The following is a 23,006-nucleotide window of genomic DNA, read 5'->3' as shown; positions in this document are numbered from 1 at the left end:
TCCGGTAGAGGAGGGGGCCCCTTTTAACACGCCGGCTCACGCGAGCCGCTGGTGAACGTCATCTCATGGCTATGCAACGCGCCGTATGACCTTGCGGTGGCGCTGCCCCGCCCGGTACTCTTCTCTGCATAGTCATGCGGAGGTGGGTATGGGCATTCGGGTTGCCGTGGCCGGGGCGAGTGGATACGCCGGGGGCGAACTGCTGCGCCTGCTCGCCGGTCACCCCGAGTTCGAGCTGATCGCCGCCACCGCGCACAGCCAGGCCGGCCAGCCCGTCACAGCCGTACACCCGCATCTCGCGGGCCTCGACCTCGTGTTCGCCGCCACCGAACCGGCGACCCTCGCCGACGCGGACCTGGTCTTCCTGGCCCTGCCGCACGGGCAGTCCGCAGCGCTCGCTGCGGCGCTGCCCGACTCGGTCACGGTGGTCGACCTGGGCGCGGACCACCGGCTGCGCGACGCCGGCGCCTGGTTCCGCTACTACGGCGGCGAGCACGCCGGGGCCTGGACCTACGGGCTGCCCGAGCTGCCCGGACAGCGGGCCGAGATCGCCGCCGCGACGCGGGTCGCCAGCACCGGCTGCTACGCGGTGGCGACCACGCTGGCGCTGGCACCGCTGGTCGCCGCCGGCGCGGTACGCCCCGACGACGTGGTGGTGGTCGCCGCCTCCGGCACCTCCGGCGCGGGCCGGGCCGCCAAGGCGCACCTGCTCGGCAGCGAGGTGATGGGCGATCTGACCCCCTACAAGGTGGGCGCGCACCAGCACGTGCCGGAGATCAAGCAGGCCACCGGCGCGACCGGCCTGTCCTTCACCCCGGTGCTGGCGCCGATGCCCCGGGGCATCCTGTCCACCGTCACCGCGGTGCCCACCGGCGACGCCGACCCGCGCGCGGTGCTGGCCGCCGCCTACGCCGACGCGCCGTTCGTGCACGTGCTGCCCGAGGGATCGTGGCCGCACACCGCGGCCACCGCCGGCTCGAACTCCTGCCACCTCCAGGCGACTGTGGACGTCGACTCGGGCCGGGTGATCGTGGTCAGCGCTATCGACAACCTGGGCAAGGGCGCGGCCGGTCAGGCCGTGCAGAACGCCAATCTGATGGTGGGTCTCCCCGAGACCACCGGTCTGTCCGTGTTTGGAGTGGCCCCGTGAGCGTCACCGTCCCCCGTGGGTTCCGCGCCGCAGGTGTCGCGGCCGGACTGAAGTCCTCCGGCGCCGCCGACGTCGCCCTCGTGATCAACGACGGCCCGGACGCCGGTGTGGCCGGTGTGTTCACCGCCAACCGGGTCAAGGCCGCGCCGGTGCTGTGGAGCCAGCAGGTCGTGCACGGCGGCGTCGTGCGCGCCGTGGTGCTCAACTCCGGCGGCGCGAACGCCTGCACCGGCCCGGCCGGCTTCCAGGACACCCACGCCACCGCCGAGCACACCGCCGCCGCGATCACCGCGGCGAACGCGCGGCTGATCGTCGGCGCGGGCGAGGTCGCGGTCTGCTCGACCGGCCTGATCGGCGAGCGGCTGCCGATGGACAAACTGCTTCCCGGCGTACGCGAGGCGGTGCGCGGCCTGTCCCGCGACGGCGGCCCGGCGGCCGCCGAGGCGATCATGACCACCGACACCCGGCCCAAGACGACTGTGGCGCAGGGTACGGGCTGGACCGTCGGCGGCATGGCGAAGGGCGCGGGCATGCTCGCCCCGGCCATGGCCACCATGCTCTGCGTGCTCACCACCGACGCGGTGGCCGGGCCGGACGCCCTGGACGCCGCGCTGCGCGCCGCCACCCGGATCACGTTCGACCGGATCGATTCCGACGGCTGCATGTCCACCAACGACACGGTGCTGCTGCTGGCCAGCGGCGCCTCCGGCATCGAGCCGACCGAGGCCGAGCTGACGGCCGCGGTCACCGCGGCCTGCCACGACCTGGCCCAGCAGCTCCTGGCCGACGCGGAGGGCGCGACGAAGGAGGTCGCGATCGAGGTGGTCGGCGCGGCGAGCGAGGACGACGCGGTCGAGGTGGGCCGCACGGTGGCCCGCAACAACCTGGTGAAGACCGCGCTGTTCGGCAACGACCCGAACTGGGGACGGATCCTCGCCGCGGTCGGCACCACGGCCGCCGTGTTCGAGCCGGACGGCGTGGACGTCGCGGTCAACGGCATCTGGGTGTGCCGGGGCGGCGCCGCCGCCGAGGACCGCGCCAAGGTGGACCTCACCGGCCGCGGCGTCACGGTCCGGATCGACCTGCACGCCGGCGCCGACGCCGCCACCATCTGGACCAACGATCTTTCCCACGCGTACGTCCACGAGAACTCGGCCTACTCCACATGAACCTCTCCGCTGACCTCACCCGGGCCCAGGCCAAGGCCGCCACGCTGATCGAGGCGCTGCCCTGGCTGGCCCGTTTCTCCGGCGCCACGGTCGTGGTCAAGTACGGCGGCAACGCCATGGTCGACCCCGAACTCCAGCGGGCGTTCGCCGCCGACATGGTGTTCCTGCGCTACGCCGGCCTGAAGCCGGTCGTGGTGCACGGCGGCGGCCCGCAGATCTCCGCCATGCTCGGCCGCCTCGGCATCGCCAGCGAGTTCCGGGGCGGCCTGCGGGTCACCACCCCGGAGGCGATGGACGTGGTCCGGATGGTCCTGGTCGGTCAGGTCGGCCGGGAACTGGTCGGGCTGATCAACGCGCACGGCCCGTACGCGGTCGGCCTCTCCGGTGAGGACGCCGGGCTGTTCACGGCGGTGCGCCGCCCCGCGTACGTGGACGGCGAAGCGGTCGACGTGGGCCAGGTCGGCGACGTGGAGTCGGTGAACGTCTCGGCGGTCACCGACCTGATCGAGGCCGGCCGGATCCCGGTCATCTCGACAGTCGCGCCGGACGCCGACGGGGTGCTGCACAACCTCAACGCGGACACCGCCGCCGCCGCGCTGGCGGTGGCGCTGGACGCCCGCAAGCTGGTCGTGCTGACCGACGTGCCCGGCCTGTACGCCGATTGGCCCGACACGTCCAGCCTGATCAGCGAGATCACCGCGGACGACCTGGCGAAGCTGCTGCCGTCCCTGGAGTCGGGCATGGTCCCGAAGATGGAGGCCTGCCTGCGGGCGGTGCGCGGGGGAGTACCCGCCGCGCACGTCGTCGACGGCCGGGTCGCCCACTCCACGCTGCTGGAAGTGTTCACGTCGGAGGGCTTCGGAACGATGGTGATCGAGTCATGAGCACGCTGGTGCAGCGGTGGAACGCCACCATGATGGACAACTACGGCACGCCGCCGCTGGCGCTCGTCTCCGGCTCCGGCGCCGTCGTGGTCGACGAGACCGGCCGGGAGTACGTCGACCTGCTCGGCGGCATCGCCGTCAACGCGCTCGGCCACGCCCACCCGGCGGTGGTCGCCGCCGTCAGCAAGCAGGTCGCGACGCTCGGGCACGTGTCGAACCTGTTCGTCGCCGAGCCGCCGGTGGCGCTGGCCGAACTGCTGCTCGCGCTGGCCGGCCGCCCGGGCCGGGTGTTCTTCGCCAACTCCGGCGCGGAGGCCAACGAGGCCGCGTTCAAGCTGTCCCGGCTCACCGGCCGCCGGCACATGGTCGCCACCCACGGTGGGTTCCACGGCCGGACCATGGGCGCGCTGGCGCTCACAGGGCAGCCCGCGAAGGCCGACCCGTTCCGCCCGCTGCCCGGCGACGTGACCCACGTGCCGTTCGGCGACGCCGACGCGCTGGCCGAGGCGGTCACCGACGACACCGCCATGCTGATCATCGAGCCGATCCAGGGCGAGAACGGCGTGATCGTCCCGCCGCCCGGCTACCTCGCCGCGGCCCGGCGGATCACCGCCGCGCACGGCGCGCTGCTGGTGCTCGACGAGGTGCAGACCGGCGTCGGCCGGACCGGCCACTGGTTCGCCCACCAGGCCGAGGGCGTCGAGCCGGACGTCGTCACGCTCGCCAAGGGCCTCGGCGGCGGGCTGCCGCTGGGCGCCTGCCTGGCCTTCGGCCGGGCCGCCGACCTGCTCACCCCCGGCTCGCACGGCACCACGTTCGGCGGCAACCCGATCAGCTGCGCCGCCGCGCTCGCTGTCGTCTCCACGATCGCGCACGAGGGCCTGCTCGACCACGTCAAGCGGATCGGCGAGCGGCTGCGCCGGGGCGTCGAGGCGCTCGGGCACCCGCTGGTCCGTGAGGTACGCGGCTCCGGCCTGCTGCTCGGCATCGTGCTCGACCAGCCGGTCTCCGCCGCCGCCGCGGCAGCGCTGCGCGAGGCGGGCTTCCTGGTCAACCCGGTGCAGCCGGACGTGGTCCGGCTCGCCCCGCCGCTGATCCTCACCGCGGCCCAGGCCGACGCGTTCCTCGCCGCGCTGCCGGCCGCGCTGTCCGCCGCCGCGCCCGACGCCACGACCCCGACGGAGGCTCCCGCATGATCCGCCACTTCCTGCGCGACGACGACCTCACGCCCGCCGAGCAGGCCGCCGTGCTCGACCTCGCCGCCCGCATGAAGGCCGACCGGTACGCGCACCAGCCCCTGACCGGGCCGAAGTCGGTGGCGGTGCTGTTCGACAAGCAGAGCCTGCGCACCCGGATCTCCTTCGACGTGGGCATCGCCGAGCTGGGCGGGCACCCGCTCGTGGTGGACACCCAGGTCACCCACTTCGGCAGGGGCGAGACGCTCGCCGACGCGGGCCGGGTGCTGTCCCGCTACGTCGCCGCGATCGTGCTGCGCACCCACGGCGACGACCGGATCGCCGAGGTCGCCGCGCACGCGACGGTGCCGGTGGTCAACGCGCTGACCGACACGTACCACCCCTGCCAGCTGCTGGCCGATCTGCTCACCGTGCGGGAACGGTTCGGCGGGACCGCCGGGCGGATCCTCACGTACGTGGGCGACGCGGCGAACAACATGGCGCACTCGTACCTGCTGGCCGGCGCGACCGCCGGGATGCACGTGCGGATCGCCGGCCCGGCCGGGTTCCAGCCCGACCCGGAGATCGTGGCCCGCGCCGAGAAGATCGCCGCCACCACGGGCGGTTCGGTCCAGGTGCTCACCGACCCGGCCGAGGCGGTACGCGGCGCGCACGTCGTCGCCACCGACACCTGGACGTCGATGGGGCAGGAGGAGGACGGACTGGACCGGACCACGCCGTTCCTGCCGTACCAGGTCAACGCCGCGCTGCTCGGCCACGCCGACGCCGACGTGATCGTGTTGCACTGCCTGCCCGCCCACCGGGGCGAGGAGATCACCGACGAGGCGCTCGACGGCCCGCACAGCGCGGTGTTCGACCAGGCGGAGAATCGGCTGCACGCCCAGAAGGCGCTGCTGACGTTTCTCCTGGAGGAATCCGCATGACCGCTCCGCTGACCCGCGCCGCGCGGCACGCCCGCATCGTCGAGCTGATCCGCGACACCCCCATCCACTCGCAGACCGAGCTGGCCGACCTGCTCGCCGGGGACGGCATCCAGGTCACCCAGGCCACCCTGTCGCGCGACCTGAAGGAGCTGGGGGCGGTGACCGCGCGCGGCGGTGACGGGCGGGGCGTCTACCTGATCCCGGAGGACGGGCACCGGCCGCTGCGCGACGCCGAGGGCGCGCCGGCCCGGCTGGTCCGGCTGCTGCGGGAGCTGCTCAACGGCGTCGACTCCAGCGGCAACATCGCGGTGCTGCGTACCCCGCCGGGCGCGGCGCAGTACCTCGCCAGCGCACTGGACCGGGCCGGCCTGTCCGAGATCGTCGGCACCATCGCCGGCGACGACACCATCCTCGTCGTGGCCCGCGAGGCCGACGGCGGCGCCGCGCTGGGTGAGCGGCTCGCCGCGTGGGCCCGCCGCGACGACCCAGTCGAAGGGGGCACCTCGTGACCGAGCGGGTCGTCCTCGCGTACTCCGGGGGCCTGGACACCTCGGTCGCCATCCCGTACCTGGCCGAGCGGACCGGCGCGGAGGTGATCGCGGTCGCTGTCGACGTCGGCCAGGGCGGCGAGGACATGACAGTGATCCGGCAGCGCGCGCTCGACTGCGGCGCCGTCGAGTCCGAGGTGGTCGACGCCCGCGACGAGTTCGCCGCCGACTACTGCCTGCCGGCGATCCGGGCCAACGCCCTTTACATGGACCGCTACCCGCTGGTGTCCGCGCTGTCCCGGCCGCTGATCGTCAAGCACCTGGTCGCGGCGGCGCGCGCCCACGGCGGCACGATCGTGTCGCACGGCTGCACCGGCAAGGGCAACGACCAGGTCCGGTTCGAGGTCGGCCTGGCCGCCCTCGCGCCCGACCTGAAGGTCGTCGCGCCGGCCCGGGACTTCGCCTGGACCCGGGACAAGGCGATCGCGTACGCCGAGGAGAAGGGGCTGCCGATCGACGTGTCGGCGAAGTCGCCGTACTCGATCGACCAGAACCTGTGGGGCCGGGCCGTGGAGACCGGCTTCCTGGAGGACATCTGGAACGCACCGGTCGAGGACCTCTACGCGTACACCGAGGACCCGGCGTCGGAACGCGACCCGGACGACGTGGTGATCACGTTCGACGACGGCGTCCCGGTCGCGATCGACGGCGAGACGGTCACCCCGTACCAGGCGATCCGGGAGCTGAACCGGCGGGCCGGGGCGCACGGCGTGGGCCGGCTCGACATGGTCGAGGACCGGCTGGTCGGCATCAAGAGCCGCGAGGTGTACGAGGCGCCCGGCGCGCTCGCCCTGATCACCGCCCACCAGGAGCTGGAGGCGGTCACAGTCGAGCGGGACCTGGCCCGGTTCAAGCGCGGCGTCGACCAGCGCTGGGGTGAGCTGGTCTACGACGGGCTCTGGTTCTCGCCGCTGAAGCGGTCGCTGGACGCGTTCATCCACGACGCGCAGCGGCACGTCACCGGCGAGGTACGGCTGCGGCTGCACGGCGGCCGGGCGGTCGTCACCGGCCGGCGCTCCGAGGCGAGCCTCTACGACTTCGGCCTTGCCACCTACGACACCGGCGACACGTTCGACCAGTCGCTGGCGAAGGGATTCGTACGACTGTGGGGACTGCCCAGCACGATGGCCGCGCAACGGGACGCCCGGATGGGAGGGGCCTGATGGGGGGCACCACAATGGGTGGGGTGGACGACAAGAGCCTGACCGAGAACAGCGCCCCCGCCAACCGGACGAGCCTCTGGGGCGGCCGGTTCGCCGGCGGGCCCGCCGAGGCGCTCGCGCGGCTGTCGGTGAGCGTCCAGTTCGACTGGCGCCTCGCCCCGTACGACATCGCCGGTTCCCGCGCGCACGCCCGGGTCCTCGCCGGCGCCGGCCTGCTCGACCCGGACGAACTGGGCCGGATGCTGGCGGCGCTGGACGACCTGGAGGCGGCCTGCGCCTCCGGCGCGTTCCGCCCGACCGTCGACGACGAGGACGTGCACACCGCGCTGGAACGCGGCCTGCTGGAACGGCTCGGCAGCCTCGGCGGCAAGCTGCGCGCCGGCCGGTCCCGCAACGACCAGGTCGCCACCGACCTGCGGCTCTACCTGCGCGACCACGCCCGCGGCGTGGCGGCCCGGCTGGTCGAGCTGGCCGAGGCCCTCGTCGAGCAGGCGGAACGGCACGTGGACACCGCCGCGCCGGGCATGACGCACCTGCAGCACGCCCAGCCGGTGACGTTCGGGCACTGGCTGCTGGCCCACGTGCAGCCGCTGCTGCGCGACCTGGAACGGATGCGCGACTGGGACGAGCGGACCGCGATCAGCCCGCTCGGCGCGGGCGCGCTGGCCGGCTCGGGACTGCCGCTGGACCCGGTGGCGGTCGCGAAGGAGCTGGGTTTCCGCACCTCGTTCGCCAACTCGATGGACGCGGTCGCCGACCGCGACTTCGTGGCCGAGTTCCTGTTCGTCACCGCGATGATCGGCGTGCACCTGTCCCGCCTCGGCGAGGAGGTGGTGCTCTGGACCTCGCAGGAGTTCGGCTGGGTCGAGCTGGACGACGCCTTCGCCACCGGCTCGTCGATCATGCCGCAGAAGAAGAACGCGGACATCGCCGAGCTGGCCCGGGGCAAGTCCGGCCGCCTGGTCGGCGGCCTGATGAGCGTGCTCACCATGCTCAAGGGCCTGCCCATGACGTACGACCGGGACATGCAGGAGGACAAGGAGCCGGCGTTCGACGCGGTCGACACGCTGGAGCTGCTGCTGCCCGCGCTGGCCGGGATGATCTCCACGATGACGGTCCGGGTGGACCGGCTGGTCGCGAGCGCGCCGTCGGGCTTCTCGCTGGCCACCGAGGTCGCCGACTGGCTGGTGCGGCGCAACGTGCCGTTCCGCGACGCGCACGAGATCACCGGCAAGCTGGTGGCGCTGTGCGCGGCCCGCGACTGCGCGCTGGACGAGGTGTCCGACGCCGACCTGGCCGCGGTGAGCGAGCACCTGGACCCCTCGGTGCGCGACGTGCTCTCGGTGCGCTCGGCGCTCGCCGCCCGCATCACGCCCGGCTCCACCGGCCCCGGCCCGGTCGCCGACCAGCTCGCCGCCGCGGCGGACAAGCTGACCGGCTGGCGGGAGTGGGCCGCCGAGCGGGTCGTACCCCGCTGACCTGCGCGGCTGGTCCGGGGCAGGGCTCGCCCCGTCCCGGACCAGCCGCACGCCCCACGCCGGGCGCCCGACGCGGCGCCCCGCGCGCCCCGCGCCGAGATCTTGGTACGAAATGGCCCCCATAGGGGCGCTAAGCTTCCAAGATCTACAGCGGTCCTGCCTTGTGGAATGCGGATCCTGCCTTGCGGGACCTCGGGCTGCGGTCTCGGACTTCGGACTCCGCCGCTCGGTGCACCGTCCGATCCAGCGCTGTTCGGTGCTCCGTCCGGTTCTCCGGTCAGCCGGTGGGGCGCTCGCGTTTCGGGAGCTTGGCCACCACCGCGTCGTACGAACCGTCGGCCGCCTCGATCAGCTCGTCGTCCGGGATGCCGCCGGAGAGCCGCAGCGTGTTCCAGCCCGACCGGCCGATGTAGGGGGAGGGGCGTGCGTCGGCCGGGAACCGGTGCAGCCACTCGTCGGCCACCTCCCGGGACGCCCCGCACTTCACCCCGAGACGGGCCTCACCGTCGGGGGAGCCGAGGAACGCGAAGATGCGGCTGCCCACCTTCACCACCTCGTCGCCCTCCCACGGCCGGTCGAGCCAGGCTCCCGGCTTGGCCAGGCAGTAGGCCAGCATCTCCTCGCGCGTCATCGCGTCCTCCCGTGCCGTCGTCCGGCACAGTCTCGCCCGCCGCTGTGACAGCCCGCGCTGCCGGGCGGCCGGTCAGTCGCCGGTGCCGGTGCGGACGGTGAGCCGCTCGTAGCGCTGCCGGGCCGCCTGGGCGCTGCCCAGCCCCAGCCCGAAGGCGATCGCCTGCCAGGTCATGCCCCGCCCGCGGGCCACCTGCAACAGGCCGGCCTCCAGCGCGTCCACCTCGGCCCGCACGTGCGGGATCAGCGTCAGCGCGGCCATCAGGTCGGCCTGGTCGACGGGCTCCTCACCCTCGTCCAGCTCGGCGCCCCCGGCCAGCGCCATCACCAGCGTGGCCGCCTCGTAGGCGTCGGGCACGTCCGGGTGGGCGTAGCGCCGGCGGCGGGAGTTGGTGCCGGCGTGCCGCTCGGCGATCCGCAGCAGCGCCGCGTAGTTGCGGTGCGCCCGGGCCTGGGCAGCATCCGGAGCGGTGAACGGGTCGTTGTCCACGGTGACCATGCCGTCCATCCCACACCCAAGAATGACCTGTTGTCAACACCCTGTTGAAAGTCATTCGTGCACAACGCCGTGCCTCCGGGGCGTGGTGAGAAGACGGCGCGTCATGCACGACAGACGCGCCGCGGGGTGTTCCGGGTTGCCCGGAACGGCCGATTCAGGCCGGTGAGTTCCGCACCGGGGCGGCCGGAGCGGGCCGGCGGCGCGGCGTGTGCCGCCGGTAGACGCTGACGCTGGGCTCGTCCGCCAGCCAGAACCGCCACGGCAGGTCGTGCGCGGCGGCGACCCCGACGCGTGGCCCGGAGACGATCCGCGCCGGGTCGACGGGGCTCGCCGGTGGCGTCAGCAGCAGCGGGCCGCTGCCGTCGATCGCCGAGGTGCCGTTCGCCTCCCGCCCGAGCCCGAGCGCGGTGACCAGCCGGGCCGGCCCGCGGGCCAGCTCCCGGTCGGCGGCGCGCGGCCGGCGCTCGCGAGCGGTCTCGATGCCGTCGACCACCTCGCCCGCGCGCAACAGCACCGCCGCCGCCTCGCCGTCGCGACCGCAGACGATGTTCGCGCACCAGTGCATGCCGAACACGAAGTACACGTAGACGTGCCCGGCGGGCCCGAACATGACCCTGTTGCGCGGCGTCGGCCCGCGGTGGGCGTGCGACGCCGGGTCCTCGCCGGTGCCCGCGTACGCCTCGACCTCGGTGAGCCGGACGGTGACGCCGCCGGACGACACGGTCCAGCCGAGCAGCGTCCGCGCGGTGTCGGCGACCTGCGCGGCGGGTGCGTCGAGCCAGGGGTACGTCATCGCGGCAAGGGTAGTCGGTGGGCGGCGCGTGATCCGGGCCACGCGGGGGTGGGCGGCCACCGGAATAGTTGACTCGTCAAATATGTTGTGAGGAGCGATCCCGGGCCGACCGGTCCGGACCCCACGCGAGGAGCTGGTCATGCAGTTCGGAGTCTTCACCGTCGGTGACGTCACCGTCGACCCCACGAACGGGCGGATGCCGTCCGAGCGTGAGCGGATCAAGGCCATGACCGCCATCGCGCTCAAGGCCGAAGAGGTCGGCCTCGACGTCTTCGCCACCGGCGAGCACCACAACCCGCCGTTCGTGCCGTCGTCGCCGACCACCATGCTCGGCTGGATCGCCGCGCGCACCGAACGGCTGCTGCTGTCCACCTCGACCACGCTGATCACCACGAACGACCCGGTGAAGATCGCCGAGGACTATGCGATGCTCCAGCACCTTGCCGACGGCCGGGTGGACCTGATGATGGGCCGCGGCAACACCGGCCCGGTCTACCCGTGGTTCGGGCAGGACATCCGCAACGGCATCCCGCTGGCCATCGAGAACTACGACCTGCTGCACCGGCTGTGGCGCGAGGACGTGGTCGACTGGAAGGGCCGGTTCCGTACGCCGCTGCAGTCGTTCACCTCGACCCCGCGCCCGCTCGACGGCGTACCGCCGTTCGTCTGGCACGGCTCCATCCGCAGCCCGGAGATCGCCGAGCAGGCCGCGTACTACGGCGACGGCTTCTTCGCCAACCACATCTTCTGGCCCAAGGAGCACACCCAGCGGATGGTCGGCCTCTACCGGGAGCGGTACGCGCACTACGGCCACGGCTCGCCGGACCAGGCCGTCGTCGGCCTCGGCGGGCAGGTGTTCATGCGCCGCAACTCCCAGGACGCGGTACGCGAGTTCCGCCCCTACTTCGACAACGCCCCGGTCTACGGGCACGGGCCGTCGCTGGAGGAGTTCACCCGCGAGACGCCGCTGACCGTGGGCAGCCCGCAGCAGGTCATCGACCGCACGCTGGGCTTCCGCGAGTACGTCGGCGACTACCAGCGGCAGCTGTTCCTGATCGACCACGCCGGGCTGCCGCTGAAGACGGTGCTGGAGCAGCTCGACCTGCTGGGCGAGGAGGTGGTGCCGGTGCTGCGCAAGGAGTTCGACTCGCTGCGTCCCGCGCACGTGCCCGAGGCGCCCACCCACGCGAGTCTGCTGGCCGCCCGCGACGCCGCCCCGGCCGGGGAGCAGCGATGACCAGCCGTACCCTCGCGGTCGTCTCGGCCGGTCTCGGCCAGCCGTCGTCGACCCGCCTGCTCGCCGACCAGCTCGCCGCGGCCGCCCGCGACGAGCTGGCCGGCCGCGGCGCCACTGTGGAACTGCGCGTGGTCGAGCTGCGCGAGCACGCCCACGACGTGGTGAACCACCTGCTCACCGGCTTCGCCCCGGCCGCGCTGCGGCGGACGCTCGACGAGGTGGCGGCCGCCGACGGGCTGATCGCGGTGACGCCGATCTTCAACGCGTCGTACAACGGGCTGTTCAAGTCGTTCTTCGACGTGGTCGACCGGGACGCGCTGGCCGGCAAGCCGGTGCTGCTCGGGGCGACCGGCGGCACCGCCCGGCACTCGCTGGCCCTGGAGCACGCGGTCCGGCCGATGTTCACGTACCTGCGGGCCGCGACACTGCCCACGGCGGTCTTCGCCGCACCGGAGGACTGGGCCGGCGACGACGGCGACAGCGCGCTGCGGTCCCGGATCCGCCGGGCCGGAGCCGAGCTGGCCGAGCAGGTGGACCGCCGCCCGCCCGCGACCGGCCCGGCTGACCCGTTCGCGCTCACCACCGACTTCGCCGACCTGCTCGCCGGCCGCGATCCGTCCTGACGCCTGGGCGGGTCGGCGCGGACCCGACAGCTACCGGCCGTGGCCGTCGCCGGCGAACCACGCGGAGAGATCGTTATGACTGAGAGGCATGAATATGCCTCTCAGTCATAACGCTTGCAGGACATCTCTCTGGCCGGGCGGACCGGACCGGAGCGGGCCGGCCAGCCGCGCGGCGCGTCAGTCCTCGGCCGGCTCCGGCCGGTGGGCGACGAGCACCGGGCAGTGGGAGTGTTGCACCAGCGCCTGGCTGACCGAGCCGAGCAGCAGCCCGGCGAAGCCGCCCCGGCCCCGGGAACCGACCACCACGAGCGACGCCTCACCGCTGGCCTCCCGGAGCGCGGTCTCCGGCGAGGCGGCGGTCACGGCCCGTTCCGCCACGCGCAGGTCCGGGTGCGCCGCCCGGACCCGGGCCGCGGCCTCGGCCAGCAGCCCGGCCGCCTCGGCCCGCGCCGCGGTGGACGCCTCCGCCGCGACCTCCGGCGCGACTGCGCCGCGTTCGGGCGACCGGACGTGCATCAGCACCAGCTCCGCGTCGCGCCGGTCGGCCTCGTCCGCCGCCAGCTCGATCGCGTACGCGGCCGAGTCGGAGCCGTCCACGCCGACCAGCACCGGACCGTCCACCGGGATCGGCTGCTCCTCCGGGCGGACGATCAGCACCGGGCAGTGCCCGTGCTGCGCGAGCTGCCCGCTGACCGAGCCGAGCAGCAGGCCGGCGAAGCCGCCCACGCCCCGGCTGCCCACCACGACCAGTTCGGCGCGGCGGGACTCCTCGACCATCGTGGCGCCGGGGCCGCCGGCGACCTGGCGCACCTGCACCCGCAGGCCCGGGTGCCGCTCGGCCAGGTCGGCGGCGACCGACTCCAGCATCTTCTCCGACTCCGCGGTGGGCGCCGGCACCCCCAGGTCGTACGGGTTGAGCGGCACGCCGTACCCCATCGGGTGCAGGTAGCCGTGCACGAGCAGCAGCGGCCGGGAACGGGCGACGGCGGTCGCGGCGGCCAGGTCGGCGGCGGCCAGGCTGGACGGCGATCCGTCCACTCCCGCCACGACGGGTCGGTTCATCTGGTGCTTTCCCTCCGGTCGGCTCAGGCCATTGTGGCGCTGCCGGCCCCGCCCGGGCCGGGGAACCGGCTCAGTGGGTCCGGTCGCCCCGGTGCCGGACGACGGCGAGCGGGCTGTGGCAGTGGTGCAGCACGGCGTGGCTGACCGAGCCGAGCAGCAGCGCACCGAGGCTACCGCGCCCGTGCGCGCCGACCACCGTCAGCTGCGCGCCGACGGACTCCTCGACGAGCACCCGGGACGGGGTGGCGGCGGCGACCAGCTTCGGCCGTACCGTGACCTCCGGGTACCGCTCGGCCCAGCCGGCGATCGCCTCGGCCAGCACCCGCTGCTCGTCGGCGCGCAGCTCCTGCGGGTCGTACGCCAGCGGCACGACGTCGCCGAACGCCTCCCGGTAGGTCACCGGCTGCGGGTACAGCCAGGTGTGCACCACGACCAGCTCGGCGCCGCGCGCCGCGGCCTCGGCGAACGCGAACCCGACCGCCTCGTTCGACAGCGCGGAGCCGTCCACGCCGACCACCACCGGGCCGTCGGCGCGGGCCTCACCCCGGGCCACGAGCACCGGGCAGTCCGCGCGGGCGGAGAGCTGCACCGCGGCGGAGCCGACGAGCAGCTCGGCGAAGCCGCCCAGTCCCCGGTGACCCAGCACGAGCAGCGCGGCGTCGCGGCTCTCCCGCAGCAGCACCGCCACCGGCCCGCCGTCGACGACCGCGCCGGTCACCGCCAGCTCCGCGTCGACCTTGCGGGCCTCGTCCACCGCCTCCTCGACCAGCTTCTCGGCCTCCTGGCGCAGCTCGATGTCGGGCAGCACCGGGGCGACCATGCCCAGCGGCGTGCCGACCAGGGGCCACAGGAAGGCGTTCACCACCCGCAGCGGCCGGTGCCGCAGCACCGCCTCGCGTGCGGCCAGCCGTACCGCGTCCAGCGCGGACGGGGAGCCGTCCACGCCCACCACGACGGGGGCACCGGTTCTGTCGGTCATCACGTCCTCCTTCGGTTCCCCCTCAGCCTGCGCCGACGGCCCCCACCTGGGCAGAGTCGATCCGCCCGGCACGTCCGGGACCATCGGCCCCTACCGGCCGGGGCGGCGGCGGGGTGGAATGGGACCAGTGCTCCCCTCCTGTCGACCCTGGAGGCGCGATGACCCCGCTGGAGATGCTCCGCGTCCACCCCTTCCTGGCCGGGCTGCCCGACGAGTGGCTGCCCCGGCTCACCGGTTACGCCCGCCCGGTGGTCTGGCATCCCGGGCACCGGCTGTTCCGCGCCGGCCAGCCGGCCGACCGGTTCTGGCTGGTCCGCGGCGGCCAGGTGGCGCTCGACTTCCCGGTGCCGGGCCGCGGTGACGTGGGCATCGAGACGATCGGGCCGGGCGGCGTGCTCGGCTGGTCCTGGCTGTTCCCGCCGTACCGCTGGCAGTTCGGCGCGGTCGCCACCCAGCGCAGCACCGCCGTCGAACTCGACGCCGACGGGGTACGCCGGCTGATGGAGTCCGACGACACGCTCGGCCGTCAGCTCACCACCCGGTTCATGAGCGTGGTGGTGGACCGCCTCCAGGCGTCCCGGGTCCGGCTGCTCGACCTGTACGGCTACCCGACGGCGGCGGCCAGCTGAACCGGCGCGCCGTCAGGTGACGGTGAGACCGCGGGCGGCGAACTGGCCGCGTACCCGGGTCAGCAGGCCGGCATCCGGCGGCTCGGTGTCCGCCAGCGGGAACGTCAGGCCCAGCTCGGCGTACTTGTGGGCGCCGAGCCGGTGGAACGGCAGCACCTCGACGCGCTGCACCGTCGCCAGCCCGGCGGCCACGTCGGCCACCCGCTCCACCTCGTCGACCGCGTCGGTCAGCCCGGGCACCAGCACGTACCGGATCCAGATGGGCGTACCCCGGTCGGCGAGCCGTTGCGCGAACCGCAGCGTCGGCGCGAGCCGGCCGGTGCCGGTGACCCGGCGGTACGTCTGCGGGTTGCCCGCCTTCACGTCGAGCAGCACCAGGTCGGTGGCGTCCAGCAGCGCGTCGTCGGCGCGGACGCCGAGGAAGCCGGACGTGTCCAGCGCGGTGTGCAGGCCGAGGTCGTCGTGGCAGCGGCGTAGCAGTTCCCGGGTGAACGCCGGTTGCAGCAGCGGCTCCCCGCCGCTGACAGTGACGCCACCGCCCGCCACCTGGATGAACCGGCGGTACCGGGTGGCGAGCGTGACCATCTCGTCCACGGTGCGGCGGCGGCCGCTGCGGCCGTACCAGGTGTCCGGGCTGTGGCAGTAGCGGCAGCGCAGCGGGCAGCCGGCCAGGAACACCACGAACCGGGTGCCCGGCCCGTCCACCCCGACCGAGGTGTCCCACGAGTGCACCGCGCCGGAGACGGCACCCGGCGCCGCCGGAGTCACCTCCGGCGGCGCGGGCAGGCGGCCGTTCACAGCGACCCGTGGAAGGTCCGCGACACCACGTCGCGCTGCTGCTCCGGCGTGAGCCGGACGAAGTTCACCGCGTACCCGGACACCCGGACGGTGAGCTGCGGGTACCGCTCCGGGTGCGCCATCGCGTCCAGCAGCGTGGCCCGGTCCAGCACGTTGACGTTGAGGTGGAACCCGCCGGCGTCGGCGTAGCCGTCGAGCACACCGGCCAGGTTCGCGATCCGCTCGTCGCGGGTGTGACCCAGGCCGTCCGGCGTCACGGTGCCGGTCAGCGAGATGCCGTCGCGGGCCGCGTCGTACGGCAGCTTCGCCACCGACAGCGCCGACGCGACCAGGCCGTGCGTGTCCCGCCCGTTCATCGGGTTCGCCCCCGGCGCGAACGGCTCACCGGCGCGCCGGCCGTCCGGCGTGTTGCCGGTGTGCTTGCCGTACACCACGTTCGAGGTGATGGTGAGCACCGACATGGTCAGCTCCGCGTCGCGGTACGTGCGCTGCCGGCGCAGCTTCTCCGCGAACGTCTCGACCAGCCACACCGCGATCTCGTCGGCCCGGTCGTCGTCGTTGCCGTACGTCGGGAACTCGCCCTCGACGGCGAAGTCGACGGCCAGGCCGGTGGCGTCGCGCAGCACCTTCACCCGGCCGTACCGGATGGCCGACAGGCTGTCCACGGCGACCGACAGGCCGGCGATGCCGGTGGCCATGAACCGGCGCACCGGGTGGTCGTGCAGCGCCATCTCCAGCCGCTCGTACGCGTACCTGTCGTGCTGGTGGTGGATCACGTTCAGCGCGTCCACGTACGTCTGCGCCAGCCAGTCCAGTGTCCGGTCGTACGCGGCCAGCACCTCGTCGTAGTCGAGCGTCTCGCCGCCGACCGGCGCGGCCGGCGGGGCCACCTGCGTGCCGGTCAGCTCGTCCCGGCCGCCGTTGATCGCGTACAGCAGCGCCTTCGCCAGGTTCGCCCGGGCGCCGAAGAACTGCATGTCCCGGCCGACCCGCATGGCCGACACGCAGCAGGCGATCGCGGTGTCGTCGTCGTACGCCGGGCGGATCAGCTCGTCGTTCTCGTACTGGATGGCGCTGGTGTCCAGCGACACCTGGGCGCAGAACCGCTTGAACCCCTCGGGCAGCCGCGGCGACCAGAGCACAGTCAGGTTCGGCTCGGGCGCCGGGCCGAGGTTGTAGAGCGTCTGGAGATAGCGGAACGCGGTGCGGGTGACCAGCGGCCGGCCGTCCGCGCCCATCCCGCCGAGCGACTCGGTGACCCAGGTCGGGTCGCCGGAGAACAGCTGGTCGTACTCGGGGGTGCGCAGGAAGCGGATGATCCGCAGCTTGATCACGAAGTCGTCGATCAGCTCCTGCGCGCCGCTCTCGTCGAGCCGCCCCTCGGCGATGTCCCGCCGCAGGTACGCGTCGACGAAACCGGCGGTGCGGCCGAGCGACATCGCGGCCCCGTTCTGCTCCTTCGTGGCGGCCAGGTAGGCGAAGTAGAGCCACTGGATCGCCTGCGCGCCGGTGGCGGCCGGGCGGGAGATGTCGAAGCCGTACGAGGCGGCCATCTCCTTCAGCTCACCGAGCGCGCGGATCTGCTCGGCCAGTTCCTCCCGGTCGCGGATCACGTCGTCGGTGCTGCGCCGGTCGTCCAGCGCCGCCTTGAGTGCGCGGCGCTCCTCGACCAGCCGGTCCACGCCGTACAGCGCCACCCGGCGGTAGTCGCCGATGATCCGCCCGCGCCCGTACGCGTCGGGCAGCCCGGTGATGACGTGCGAGCGCCGCGCGGCCAGCACGTCCTGCGGGTACGCGTCGAAGACCGCGTCGTTGTGCGTGCGGCGGTACCGGGTGAAGATCTCGTGCACCCGCGGGTCCGGTTCGCGTCCGTACGCCCGCAGCGCCGTCTCCACCATCCGCAGCCCGCCGGCCGGCATGATCGCCCGCCGCAGCGGCGCGTCGGTCTGCAACCCGACGATCAGCTCCCGCTCCCGGTCGATGTAGCCCGGTGCGTGCGAGGTGATGGTCGACGGGGTGGCCGCGTCGACGTCGTACACGCCGCGCCGCCGCTCCTCGCCGAACATCTCCCGCAGCCGGTCCCACACCGCGAGCGTGCGCGGCGTCGGCCCGGTGAGGAACGACGCGTCCCCGGTGTACGGCTCGTGGTTGTGGCGGACGAAGTCGGCCACGTCGACTGTCTCCTGCCACGCTCCGGCGTGGAATCCGCGCCAGGGGGCCAGGGGTTCGGTGGCGGTCATGTCGGTCCCTCTCCGGGCGTCGGCGGTGGCCCGGTCCCCGCCGGGTGCGGGGACCGGGGACGGGGGTCAGGGCTGGAGCACGAGCCGGGCGGCGACCCGGCCGGCGAGGACGTCGTCCACCGCGTCGTTGATGTCGTCCAGCTTGCGGGTCTCGTAGACGACCCGGGTACGGCCGGCGGCGTGCAGCGCGAAGACCTCGGCCAGGTCGGCGCGGGTGCCGACGATCGAGCCGAGCACCGTGATGCCCTTGAGCACCGTCTCGAAGACGGGCAGGGTGATCGCGTTGTCGGCGGGCAGCGACACCAGCACCAGCCGGCCGCCGCGGCGCAGCGAGCGGTGCGCCTGCTCGATCACGCGAGGGCTCGCAGCCAGCACGATCGCCACGTCCACGCCGCCCAGCGCGGTGATCCGCTCGACCGGGTCGGTGGTGGCGGCGTCGACGGTGTGCGCGGCGCCGAGCGAGGTGGCCAGCTCCAGCTTCTCGGCGGTCACGTCCACCGCGATCGTCTCGGCGCCGAAGATCTGGGCGTACTGCTGGGCGAGGTGACCCAGGCCGCCGATGCCGAAGATCGCGACCCGCTCGCCCGGCCGCACCCCGGCGACCTTGACGGCCTTGTACGTGGTGACGCCCGCGCAGGTCAGCGGCGCGGCCTCGAACGGGTCCACGCCGTCGGGCACGCGCACCGCGTACCGGGCGGCGGCGACCGCGTACTCGGCGTGCGCGCCGTCGATGCTGTAGCCGGTGTTGCGCTGCGACTCGCACAGCGTCTCCCAGCCGGTCACGCAGTACTTGCAGGTGCCGCAGGCCCAGCCGAGCCAGGGCAGCGCGACGCGGTCGCCGACGGCGTGCTCGGTGACGCCGGGGCCGACCTTCTCGACCAGGCCGACGCCCTCGTGTCCGGGGACGAACGGCGGGGTGGGCTTCACCGGCCATTCGCCGCGGGCGGCGTGGATGTCGGTGTGGCAGAGTCCGCTGGCTTCGATGCGGACCAGGATCTCGCCCGGGCCGACCTCCGGCACGGGCCGCTCGGTGATCTCCATCGGACGGTCGAACGCGGTGACGACACTGGCGCGCATCGGGGGCCTCCCTCTCTCGTTCTCCCCCTCAGCGTCGTCCACCCGGGAGCGTCCGGGCAGGGGCGCAGGACCGCGGTGACCCGGGACCAACGGCCCTCCTCGCGGGCGCGCGGGGGAACGGCGGTACGGCCGCCGGTGACGTACCGGCGGCCGTACCCCTGGGGTGGTCAGCGGTCGACGACCAGGCGGCGGGCCCGCAGCAGGCGCGCCCACCAGGGCCTGTGGTCCGGGCGCAGCCGCGGCGCCGGCACGCCGCGCAGGCTGACCCATCCGCCCGGACCCATGGTGACGGTGCCGACCGACGGCGGGCGGCGCCGCGACCACACCGCCACGGCGGCGGTGAGCGCGGCCACCGCGAACGCGCCGGTGGCGGCGGCGACCAACTGGTCGGGTTCGACCACGCGCCGGTAGCGGACCCGGCCGCCGGCCGCGACGAAGACGCCGACCGGGCGGCCGTCACGGTTCACCGGCACCAGCGCGGCGTCCCCGGGCAGTTCCAGCACCGGGCCGACCGGCCCGGCCGGGGCGGGGGCGGGAGTCGCGGCCGGCGGCGGCGCGGGCCGGGGGAGCGGCGTGACAGCCGGTCCGGTCGGGTTGAAGATGGCGGTCATGGTGCTGCCCTCCTAGCGGGAGTCGGACTTCTCGGTGCGGGCCTCGACAGCGGCCCGGCCGGCGGCCAGCCGTGCCACCGGCACCCGGTACGGCGAGCAGGAGACGTAGTCGAGCCCGGCGTCGGCGAAGAACCCGATCGATTCCGGGTCGCCGCCGTGCTCACCGCAGACGCCGACGGTCAGGTCCGGCCGGGCCGCCCGCCCCTCGGCGACGGCGAGGCGGACCAGCCGGCCCACGCCGGTGGCGTCGATGCTCTCGAACGGCGACACCGGGAAGATCCCCCGCTCCAGGTACGTGGAGAAGAACGCGCCCTCCACGTCGTCCCGGGAGAACGCCCAGGTCATCTGCGTCAGGTCGTTGGTGCCGAAGGAGAAGAAGTGCGCCTCGGCGGCGATGTCCCCGGCGGTCAGCGCCGCCCGGGGCGTCTCGATCATGGTGCCGACCGGGATGTCCGGTGCGTCAGGCACCTCGGCCAGCACCCGCCGTGCCTCGTCCGCCACCGCGGCGAGTTCCCGCACGTCACCGACGAGCGGCACCATGATCTCCGGGCGCGGGTCACCGCCGGCCCGGACCCGCTGCGCGGCCGCCTCGGCCAGCGCCCGCACCTGCATCGCGAACAGGCCCGGCACCACCAGCCCGAGCCGTACGCCCCGCAGCCCCAGCATCGGGTTCGTCTCGTGCATGCGCCGCACCGCCGTCAGCAGCACGCCGTCGTGGCCCGGTTCCTCGCCGCGCGCCTGCGCGCCCGCCACCCGGGCGGTCAGCTCGGCGAGCGGAGGCAGGAACTCGTGCAGCGGCGGGTCGAGCAGCCGGACGGTCACCGGCAGCCCGTCCATCGCGGTGAGCAGTCCGACGAAGTCGGCCCGCTGCAACGGCAGCAGCTCGTCCAGCGCGGCGCCGACCTCGGCCGGGCCGTCGGCCAGGATCAGCCGCTCGACCAGTTCCCGGCGCTCGCCGAGGAACATGTGCTCGGTGCGGCACAGCCCGATCCCGGCGGCGCCCAGCTCGCGGGCCCGGCGGGCGTCGTCCGGGGTGTCGGCGTTGGCGCGGACGCCGAGCGTGCGGACCGCGTCGGCGTGGCCGAGCAGCCGGTGCACGGCGGCGATCAGCGGGTCGGCCTCCGGCCGCAGCTCACCGGTCAGGTACCGGGCCACCGGGGACGGCTGCACCGGCACCTCGCCGAGCCAGATCCGCCCGCTGGTCCCGTCGATCGAGATCAGGTCGCCGGCGCGCACCACCTGCTCGCCCACGGTGAACTCGCCGCGCTCGACGTCGATGCGCAGCGCCTCCGCGCCGCACACGCAGGTCCGGCCCATGCCCCGCGCCACCACCGCGGCGTGCGAGGTCTTCCCGCCGCGCGAGGTGAGCACCCCGGCCGCGGCGATCATGCCGGGCAGGTCGTCCGGGTTGGTCTCCGGCCGGACCAGGATCACCGGTCCGTCGGCCGCCGCCGCGGCGGCGGAGTCGAAGACCACCCGGCCGACCGCGGCGCCGGGCGAGGCGCCGACGCCGACCGCGAGCGGCTCGGGCGCGCCGGCGGCGTCGAAGGCCGGGAACATCAGCTGGGCGAGCTGCGCCCCGCTGACCCGGGTCAGCGCCTCGTCGGCCGTGATCAGGCCCTCCTCGGCCAGTTGCGCGGCGATCACGAACGCCGCCGCCGCGGTGCGCTTGCCGACCCGGGTCTGGAGCATCCACAGCCGGCCGCGCTCGATGGTGAACTCGACGTCGCACAGGTCGCGGTAGTGCCGCTCCAGCGTCGCCATGATCTCCCGCAGCCGGTGGAAACTCGCCGGGTCCAGCCGCTCCAGCTCGGTCAGCGGCACCGTGTTGCGGATGCCCGCCACCACGTCCTCGCCCTGCGCGTCGGTCAGGTAGTCGCCGTACACGCCGGGGGCGCCGGTGGCCGGGTCGCGGGTGAAGGCCACACCGGTGCCGGAGTCCGGGCCGAGGTTGCCGAACACCATCGCCATCACGTTGACGGCGGTGCCCAGGTCGTCCGGGATGCGCTCCTGCCGCCGGTAGATCCGGGCCCGCTCCGAGTGCCAGGACTCGAACACCGCGCGTACGGCCAGGAACAGCTGCTCGTGCGGGGCCTGCGGGAAGTCGTGCCCGACGTGCCGGGTGAAGATCTTCTTGTACGTCTCGACCAGGTCGCGCAACTGCCCGGCGCCCGGCCCGCCCGGCCCGGCGGTGGCCCGCAGCGCGGCCAGCTCGTGCTCGAACTCCTCGGCCGGGATGCCGTGCACGGTCCGGCCGAACATCTGGATCAGCCGCCGGTACGAGTCCCAGGCGAACCGCTCGTCACCGGTGCGGGCGGCCAGCCCGGCCACGGTGGCGTCGTTGAGCCCGATGTCGAGGATCGTCTCCATCATCCCCGGCATCGAGTACCGCCCGCCGGAGCGCACCGCCAGCAGCAGCGGGTCACGTGGGTCGCCCAGCCACCGGTCCAGCCGCGCCTCGACCTCCCGCAGATGCGCGTTGATCTCCTCGTACAGGCCGTCCGGCGGCGCGCCGGTGGCCAGGTACGCCCGGCACGCGTCGGTGGTGACTGTGAACCCGGGCGGCACCGGCAACCCGAGCCGGGTCATCTCGGCGAGGTTCGCGCCCTTGCCGCCGAGCAGGTCGGCCCGGCTGCGGTCACCCTCGATGAAGTCGTAGACGTACTTCGACATGGTCCGGCCTCCTCGGCTGAGTCGTTCCACCTCCTTGGTAGCCGGGCCGGGCGGCGGCGCGGCAGGGCCGGACGGGACACACACCGGGCCGGAGGTCCCGAGAGTGTCGGGGGGTGCCCGTATCGTTCCGGCCGTGACCAACGAGGTGCTGCTCCGCCCGGTGCGCGACGACGACCTGCCCGCCTTCTTCGCCCACGAGCAGGACCCGCAGGCGAACTGGATGGCCGCGTTCGGCCCGAAGGACCCGTCCGACCGGGCCGCGTTCGACGCGCACTGGGCGCGCATCCGCGCCGACGAGCGGATCGTGAACCGCGCCGTCGTCGTCGGCGGCCGGCTGGTCGGGCGGGTGGCCGCGTTCCCGGTCGGCGAGCAGACCGAGGTCAGCTACTGGATCGACGCGGCGCACTGGGGGCGGGGCCACGCCACCGCCGCGCTGCGCGCGCTGCTGCGCGAGGTGCCGCACCGGCCGCTGCACGCCCGCGCCGCCAAGGACAACGCCGCCTCGCTCGCGGTGCTGCGCAAGTGCGGCTTCGTCGTGATCGGCGAGGACTCCGGGTACGCCGCGGGCCGCGGCACCGAGGTCGAGGAGTACGTCCTGGAGCTGCCCGCCGAGGGGGCTGACCAGGCAGACCGCTAGTCTCCCC

General features: G+C 74.1%; 22 protein-coding genes. 12 read left to right on the top strand and 10 right to left on the bottom strand.

Annotation, left to right across the window (positions count from 1 at the left end; all coding sequences use genetic code 11):
* Window positions 1-148: 148 nt before the first annotated feature.
* The 8 genes from argC to argH are packed head-to-tail and all read left to right on the top strand — an operon-like array spanning window position 149 to window position 8,511.
* Window positions 149-1,150 (top strand): N-acetyl-gamma-glutamyl-phosphate reductase, encoded by a 1,002-nt coding sequence (gene argC, locus FHX31_RS18945; protein ID WP_184976925.1) that lies wholly within the window; start codon window positions 149-151, stop codon window positions 1,148-1,150.
* Window positions 1,147-2,319, top strand: coding sequence for a bifunctional glutamate N-acetyltransferase/amino-acid acetyltransferase ArgJ (argJ, locus tag FHX31_RS18940; RefSeq protein ID WP_123109669.1), 1,173 nt, complete (start codon window positions 1,147-1,149; stop codon window positions 2,317-2,319). The genes argC and argJ overlap by 4 nt, the downstream gene beginning before the upstream one ends.
* Window positions 2,316-3,203 carry an acetylglutamate kinase gene (gene argB / locus FHX31_RS18935; protein ID WP_013285547.1) on the top strand — a complete coding sequence of 296 codons (888 nt, stop codon included), beginning with the start codon at window positions 2,316-2,318 and terminating at the stop codon, window positions 3,201-3,203. Before argJ ends, argB begins: the two co-directional genes overlap by 4 nt.
* Complete coding sequence (locus tag FHX31_RS18930) at window positions 3,200-4,399, top strand: acetylornithine transaminase (protein ID WP_184976924.1); 1,200 nt, start codon at window positions 3,200-3,202, stop codon at window positions 4,397-4,399. The genes argB and FHX31_RS18930 overlap by 4 nt, the downstream gene beginning before the upstream one ends.
* Window positions 4,396-5,322, top strand: coding sequence for an ornithine carbamoyltransferase (gene argF, locus FHX31_RS18925; RefSeq protein ID WP_030271073.1), 927 nt, complete (start codon window positions 4,396-4,398; stop codon window positions 5,320-5,322). The genes FHX31_RS18930 and argF overlap by 4 nt, the downstream gene beginning before the upstream one ends.
* Window positions 5,319-5,831, top strand: a complete 513-nt coding sequence (locus FHX31_RS18920) for an arginine repressor (protein ID WP_030271075.1) — start codon at window positions 5,319-5,321, stop codon at window positions 5,829-5,831. Before argF ends, FHX31_RS18920 begins: the two co-directional genes overlap by 4 nt.
* Window positions 5,828-7,033 carry an argininosuccinate synthase gene (locus FHX31_RS18915; protein WP_030271077.1) on the top strand — a complete coding sequence of 402 codons (1,206 nt, stop codon included), beginning with the start codon at window positions 5,828-5,830 and terminating at the stop codon, window positions 7,031-7,033. The genes FHX31_RS18920 and FHX31_RS18915 overlap by 4 nt, the downstream gene beginning before the upstream one ends.
* A gap of 14 nt (window positions 7,034-7,047) precedes the next feature.
* The gene (gene argH, locus FHX31_RS18910; protein ID WP_030271078.1) at window positions 7,048-8,511 is read left to right on the top strand and encodes an argininosuccinate lyase; all 1,464 of its coding nucleotides are present in this window, start codon (window positions 7,048-7,050) and stop codon (window positions 8,509-8,511) included.
* 277 nt (window positions 8,512-8,788) lie between these two features.
* Here the strand turns inward: argH and FHX31_RS18905 are convergent, their stop codons facing one another.
* The 3 genes from FHX31_RS18905 to FHX31_RS18895 form a co-directional block, all read right to left on the bottom strand.
* A complete protein-coding gene (locus FHX31_RS18905; RefSeq protein ID WP_013285553.1) occupies window positions 8,789-9,142 on the bottom strand; it encodes an MmcQ/YjbR family DNA-binding protein in 354 nt (117 codons plus the stop codon).
* A gap of 72 nt (window positions 9,143-9,214) precedes the next feature.
* On the bottom strand, window positions 9,215-9,640 hold the full coding sequence (locus FHX31_RS18900; protein WP_013285554.1) for a hypothetical protein: 426 nt from the start codon (window positions 9,638-9,640) through the stop codon (window positions 9,215-9,217).
* Between the two features lie 154 nt (window positions 9,641-9,794).
* Complete coding sequence (locus FHX31_RS18895) at window positions 9,795-10,433, bottom strand: DNA-3-methyladenine glycosylase (protein WP_184976923.1); 639 nt, start codon at window positions 10,431-10,433, stop codon at window positions 9,795-9,797.
* Window positions 10,434-10,572: 139 nt separating this feature from the next.
* Between FHX31_RS18895 and FHX31_RS18890 the strand changes: the two genes are divergently transcribed.
* Complete coding sequence (locus tag FHX31_RS18890; protein WP_013474920.1) at window positions 10,573-11,670, top strand: LLM class flavin-dependent oxidoreductase; 1,098 nt, start codon at window positions 10,573-10,575, stop codon at window positions 11,668-11,670.
* The gene (locus FHX31_RS18885) at window positions 11,667-12,293 is read left to right on the top strand and encodes a CE1759 family FMN reductase (protein ID WP_013285557.1); all 627 of its coding nucleotides are present in this window, start codon (window positions 11,667-11,669) and stop codon (window positions 12,291-12,293) included. Before FHX31_RS18890 ends, FHX31_RS18885 begins: the two co-directional genes overlap by 4 nt.
* A 177-nt stretch (window positions 12,294-12,470) precedes the next feature.
* Here FHX31_RS18885 and FHX31_RS18880 read toward each other — a convergent pair whose 3' ends face one another.
* A complete protein-coding gene (locus FHX31_RS18880; RefSeq protein ID WP_184976922.1) occupies window positions 12,471-13,355 on the bottom strand; it encodes a universal stress protein in 885 nt (294 codons plus the stop codon).
* Between the two features lie 70 nt (window positions 13,356-13,425).
* Window positions 13,426-14,334 (bottom strand): universal stress protein, encoded by a 909-nt coding sequence (locus FHX31_RS18875; protein ID WP_013285559.1) that lies wholly within the window; start codon window positions 14,332-14,334, stop codon window positions 13,426-13,428.
* A 158-nt stretch (window positions 14,335-14,492) separates the two neighbouring features.
* On the opposite strand from FHX31_RS18875, the gene FHX31_RS18870 reads away from it, so the two are divergent.
* A complete protein-coding gene (locus FHX31_RS18870) occupies window positions 14,493-14,963 on the top strand; it encodes a cyclic nucleotide-binding domain-containing protein (RefSeq protein ID WP_013285560.1) in 471 nt (156 codons plus the stop codon).
* 12 nt (window positions 14,964-14,975) lie between these two features.
* On the opposite strand, the gene pflA is transcribed toward FHX31_RS18870, so the two are convergent.
* The 5 genes from pflA to ppdK all read right to left on the bottom strand — a co-directional run bounded on the left by pflA (window position 14,976) and on the right by ppdK (window position 22,362).
* A complete protein-coding gene (gene pflA, locus FHX31_RS18865) occupies window positions 14,976-15,761 on the bottom strand; it encodes a pyruvate formate-lyase-activating protein (RefSeq protein WP_184976921.1) in 786 nt (261 codons plus the stop codon).
* On the bottom strand, window positions 15,758-18,001 hold the full coding sequence (pflB, locus tag FHX31_RS18860) for a formate C-acetyltransferase (RefSeq protein WP_123109675.1): 2,244 nt from the start codon (window positions 17,999-18,001) through the stop codon (window positions 15,758-15,760). The genes pflA and pflB overlap by 4 nt, the downstream gene beginning before the upstream one ends.
* A gap of 66 nt (window positions 18,002-18,067) precedes the next feature.
* Entirely contained in the window at window positions 18,068-19,078 is a 1,011-nt protein-coding gene (gene adhP, locus FHX31_RS18855) for an alcohol dehydrogenase AdhP (protein WP_091328909.1), read from the bottom strand.
* 167 nt (window positions 19,079-19,245) lie between these two features.
* The gene (locus FHX31_RS18850; RefSeq protein ID WP_030271088.1) at window positions 19,246-19,689 is read right to left on the bottom strand and encodes a hypothetical protein; all 444 of its coding nucleotides are present in this window, start codon (window positions 19,687-19,689) and stop codon (window positions 19,246-19,248) included.
* Window positions 19,690-19,701: 12 nt separating this feature from the next.
* Window positions 19,702-22,362, bottom strand: a complete 2,661-nt coding sequence (gene ppdK / locus FHX31_RS18845; protein WP_184976920.1) for a pyruvate, phosphate dikinase — start codon at window positions 22,360-22,362, stop codon at window positions 19,702-19,704.
* A 133-nt stretch (window positions 22,363-22,495) separates the two neighbouring features.
* Here ppdK and FHX31_RS18840 point away from each other — a divergent pair, with 133 nt between their 5' ends.
* The gene (locus tag FHX31_RS18840; protein WP_047894418.1) at window positions 22,496-22,999 is read left to right on the top strand and encodes a GNAT family N-acetyltransferase; all 504 of its coding nucleotides are present in this window, start codon (window positions 22,496-22,498) and stop codon (window positions 22,997-22,999) included.
* Window positions 23,000-23,006: the final 7 nt, after the last annotated feature.

It is taken from the genome of Micromonospora sp. CNZ286 (genome assembly GCF_014207755.1).
The sequence above is the reverse complement of the archived record's forward strand: the minus strand, read 5'-3'. Positions and strand labels throughout refer to the sequence as shown.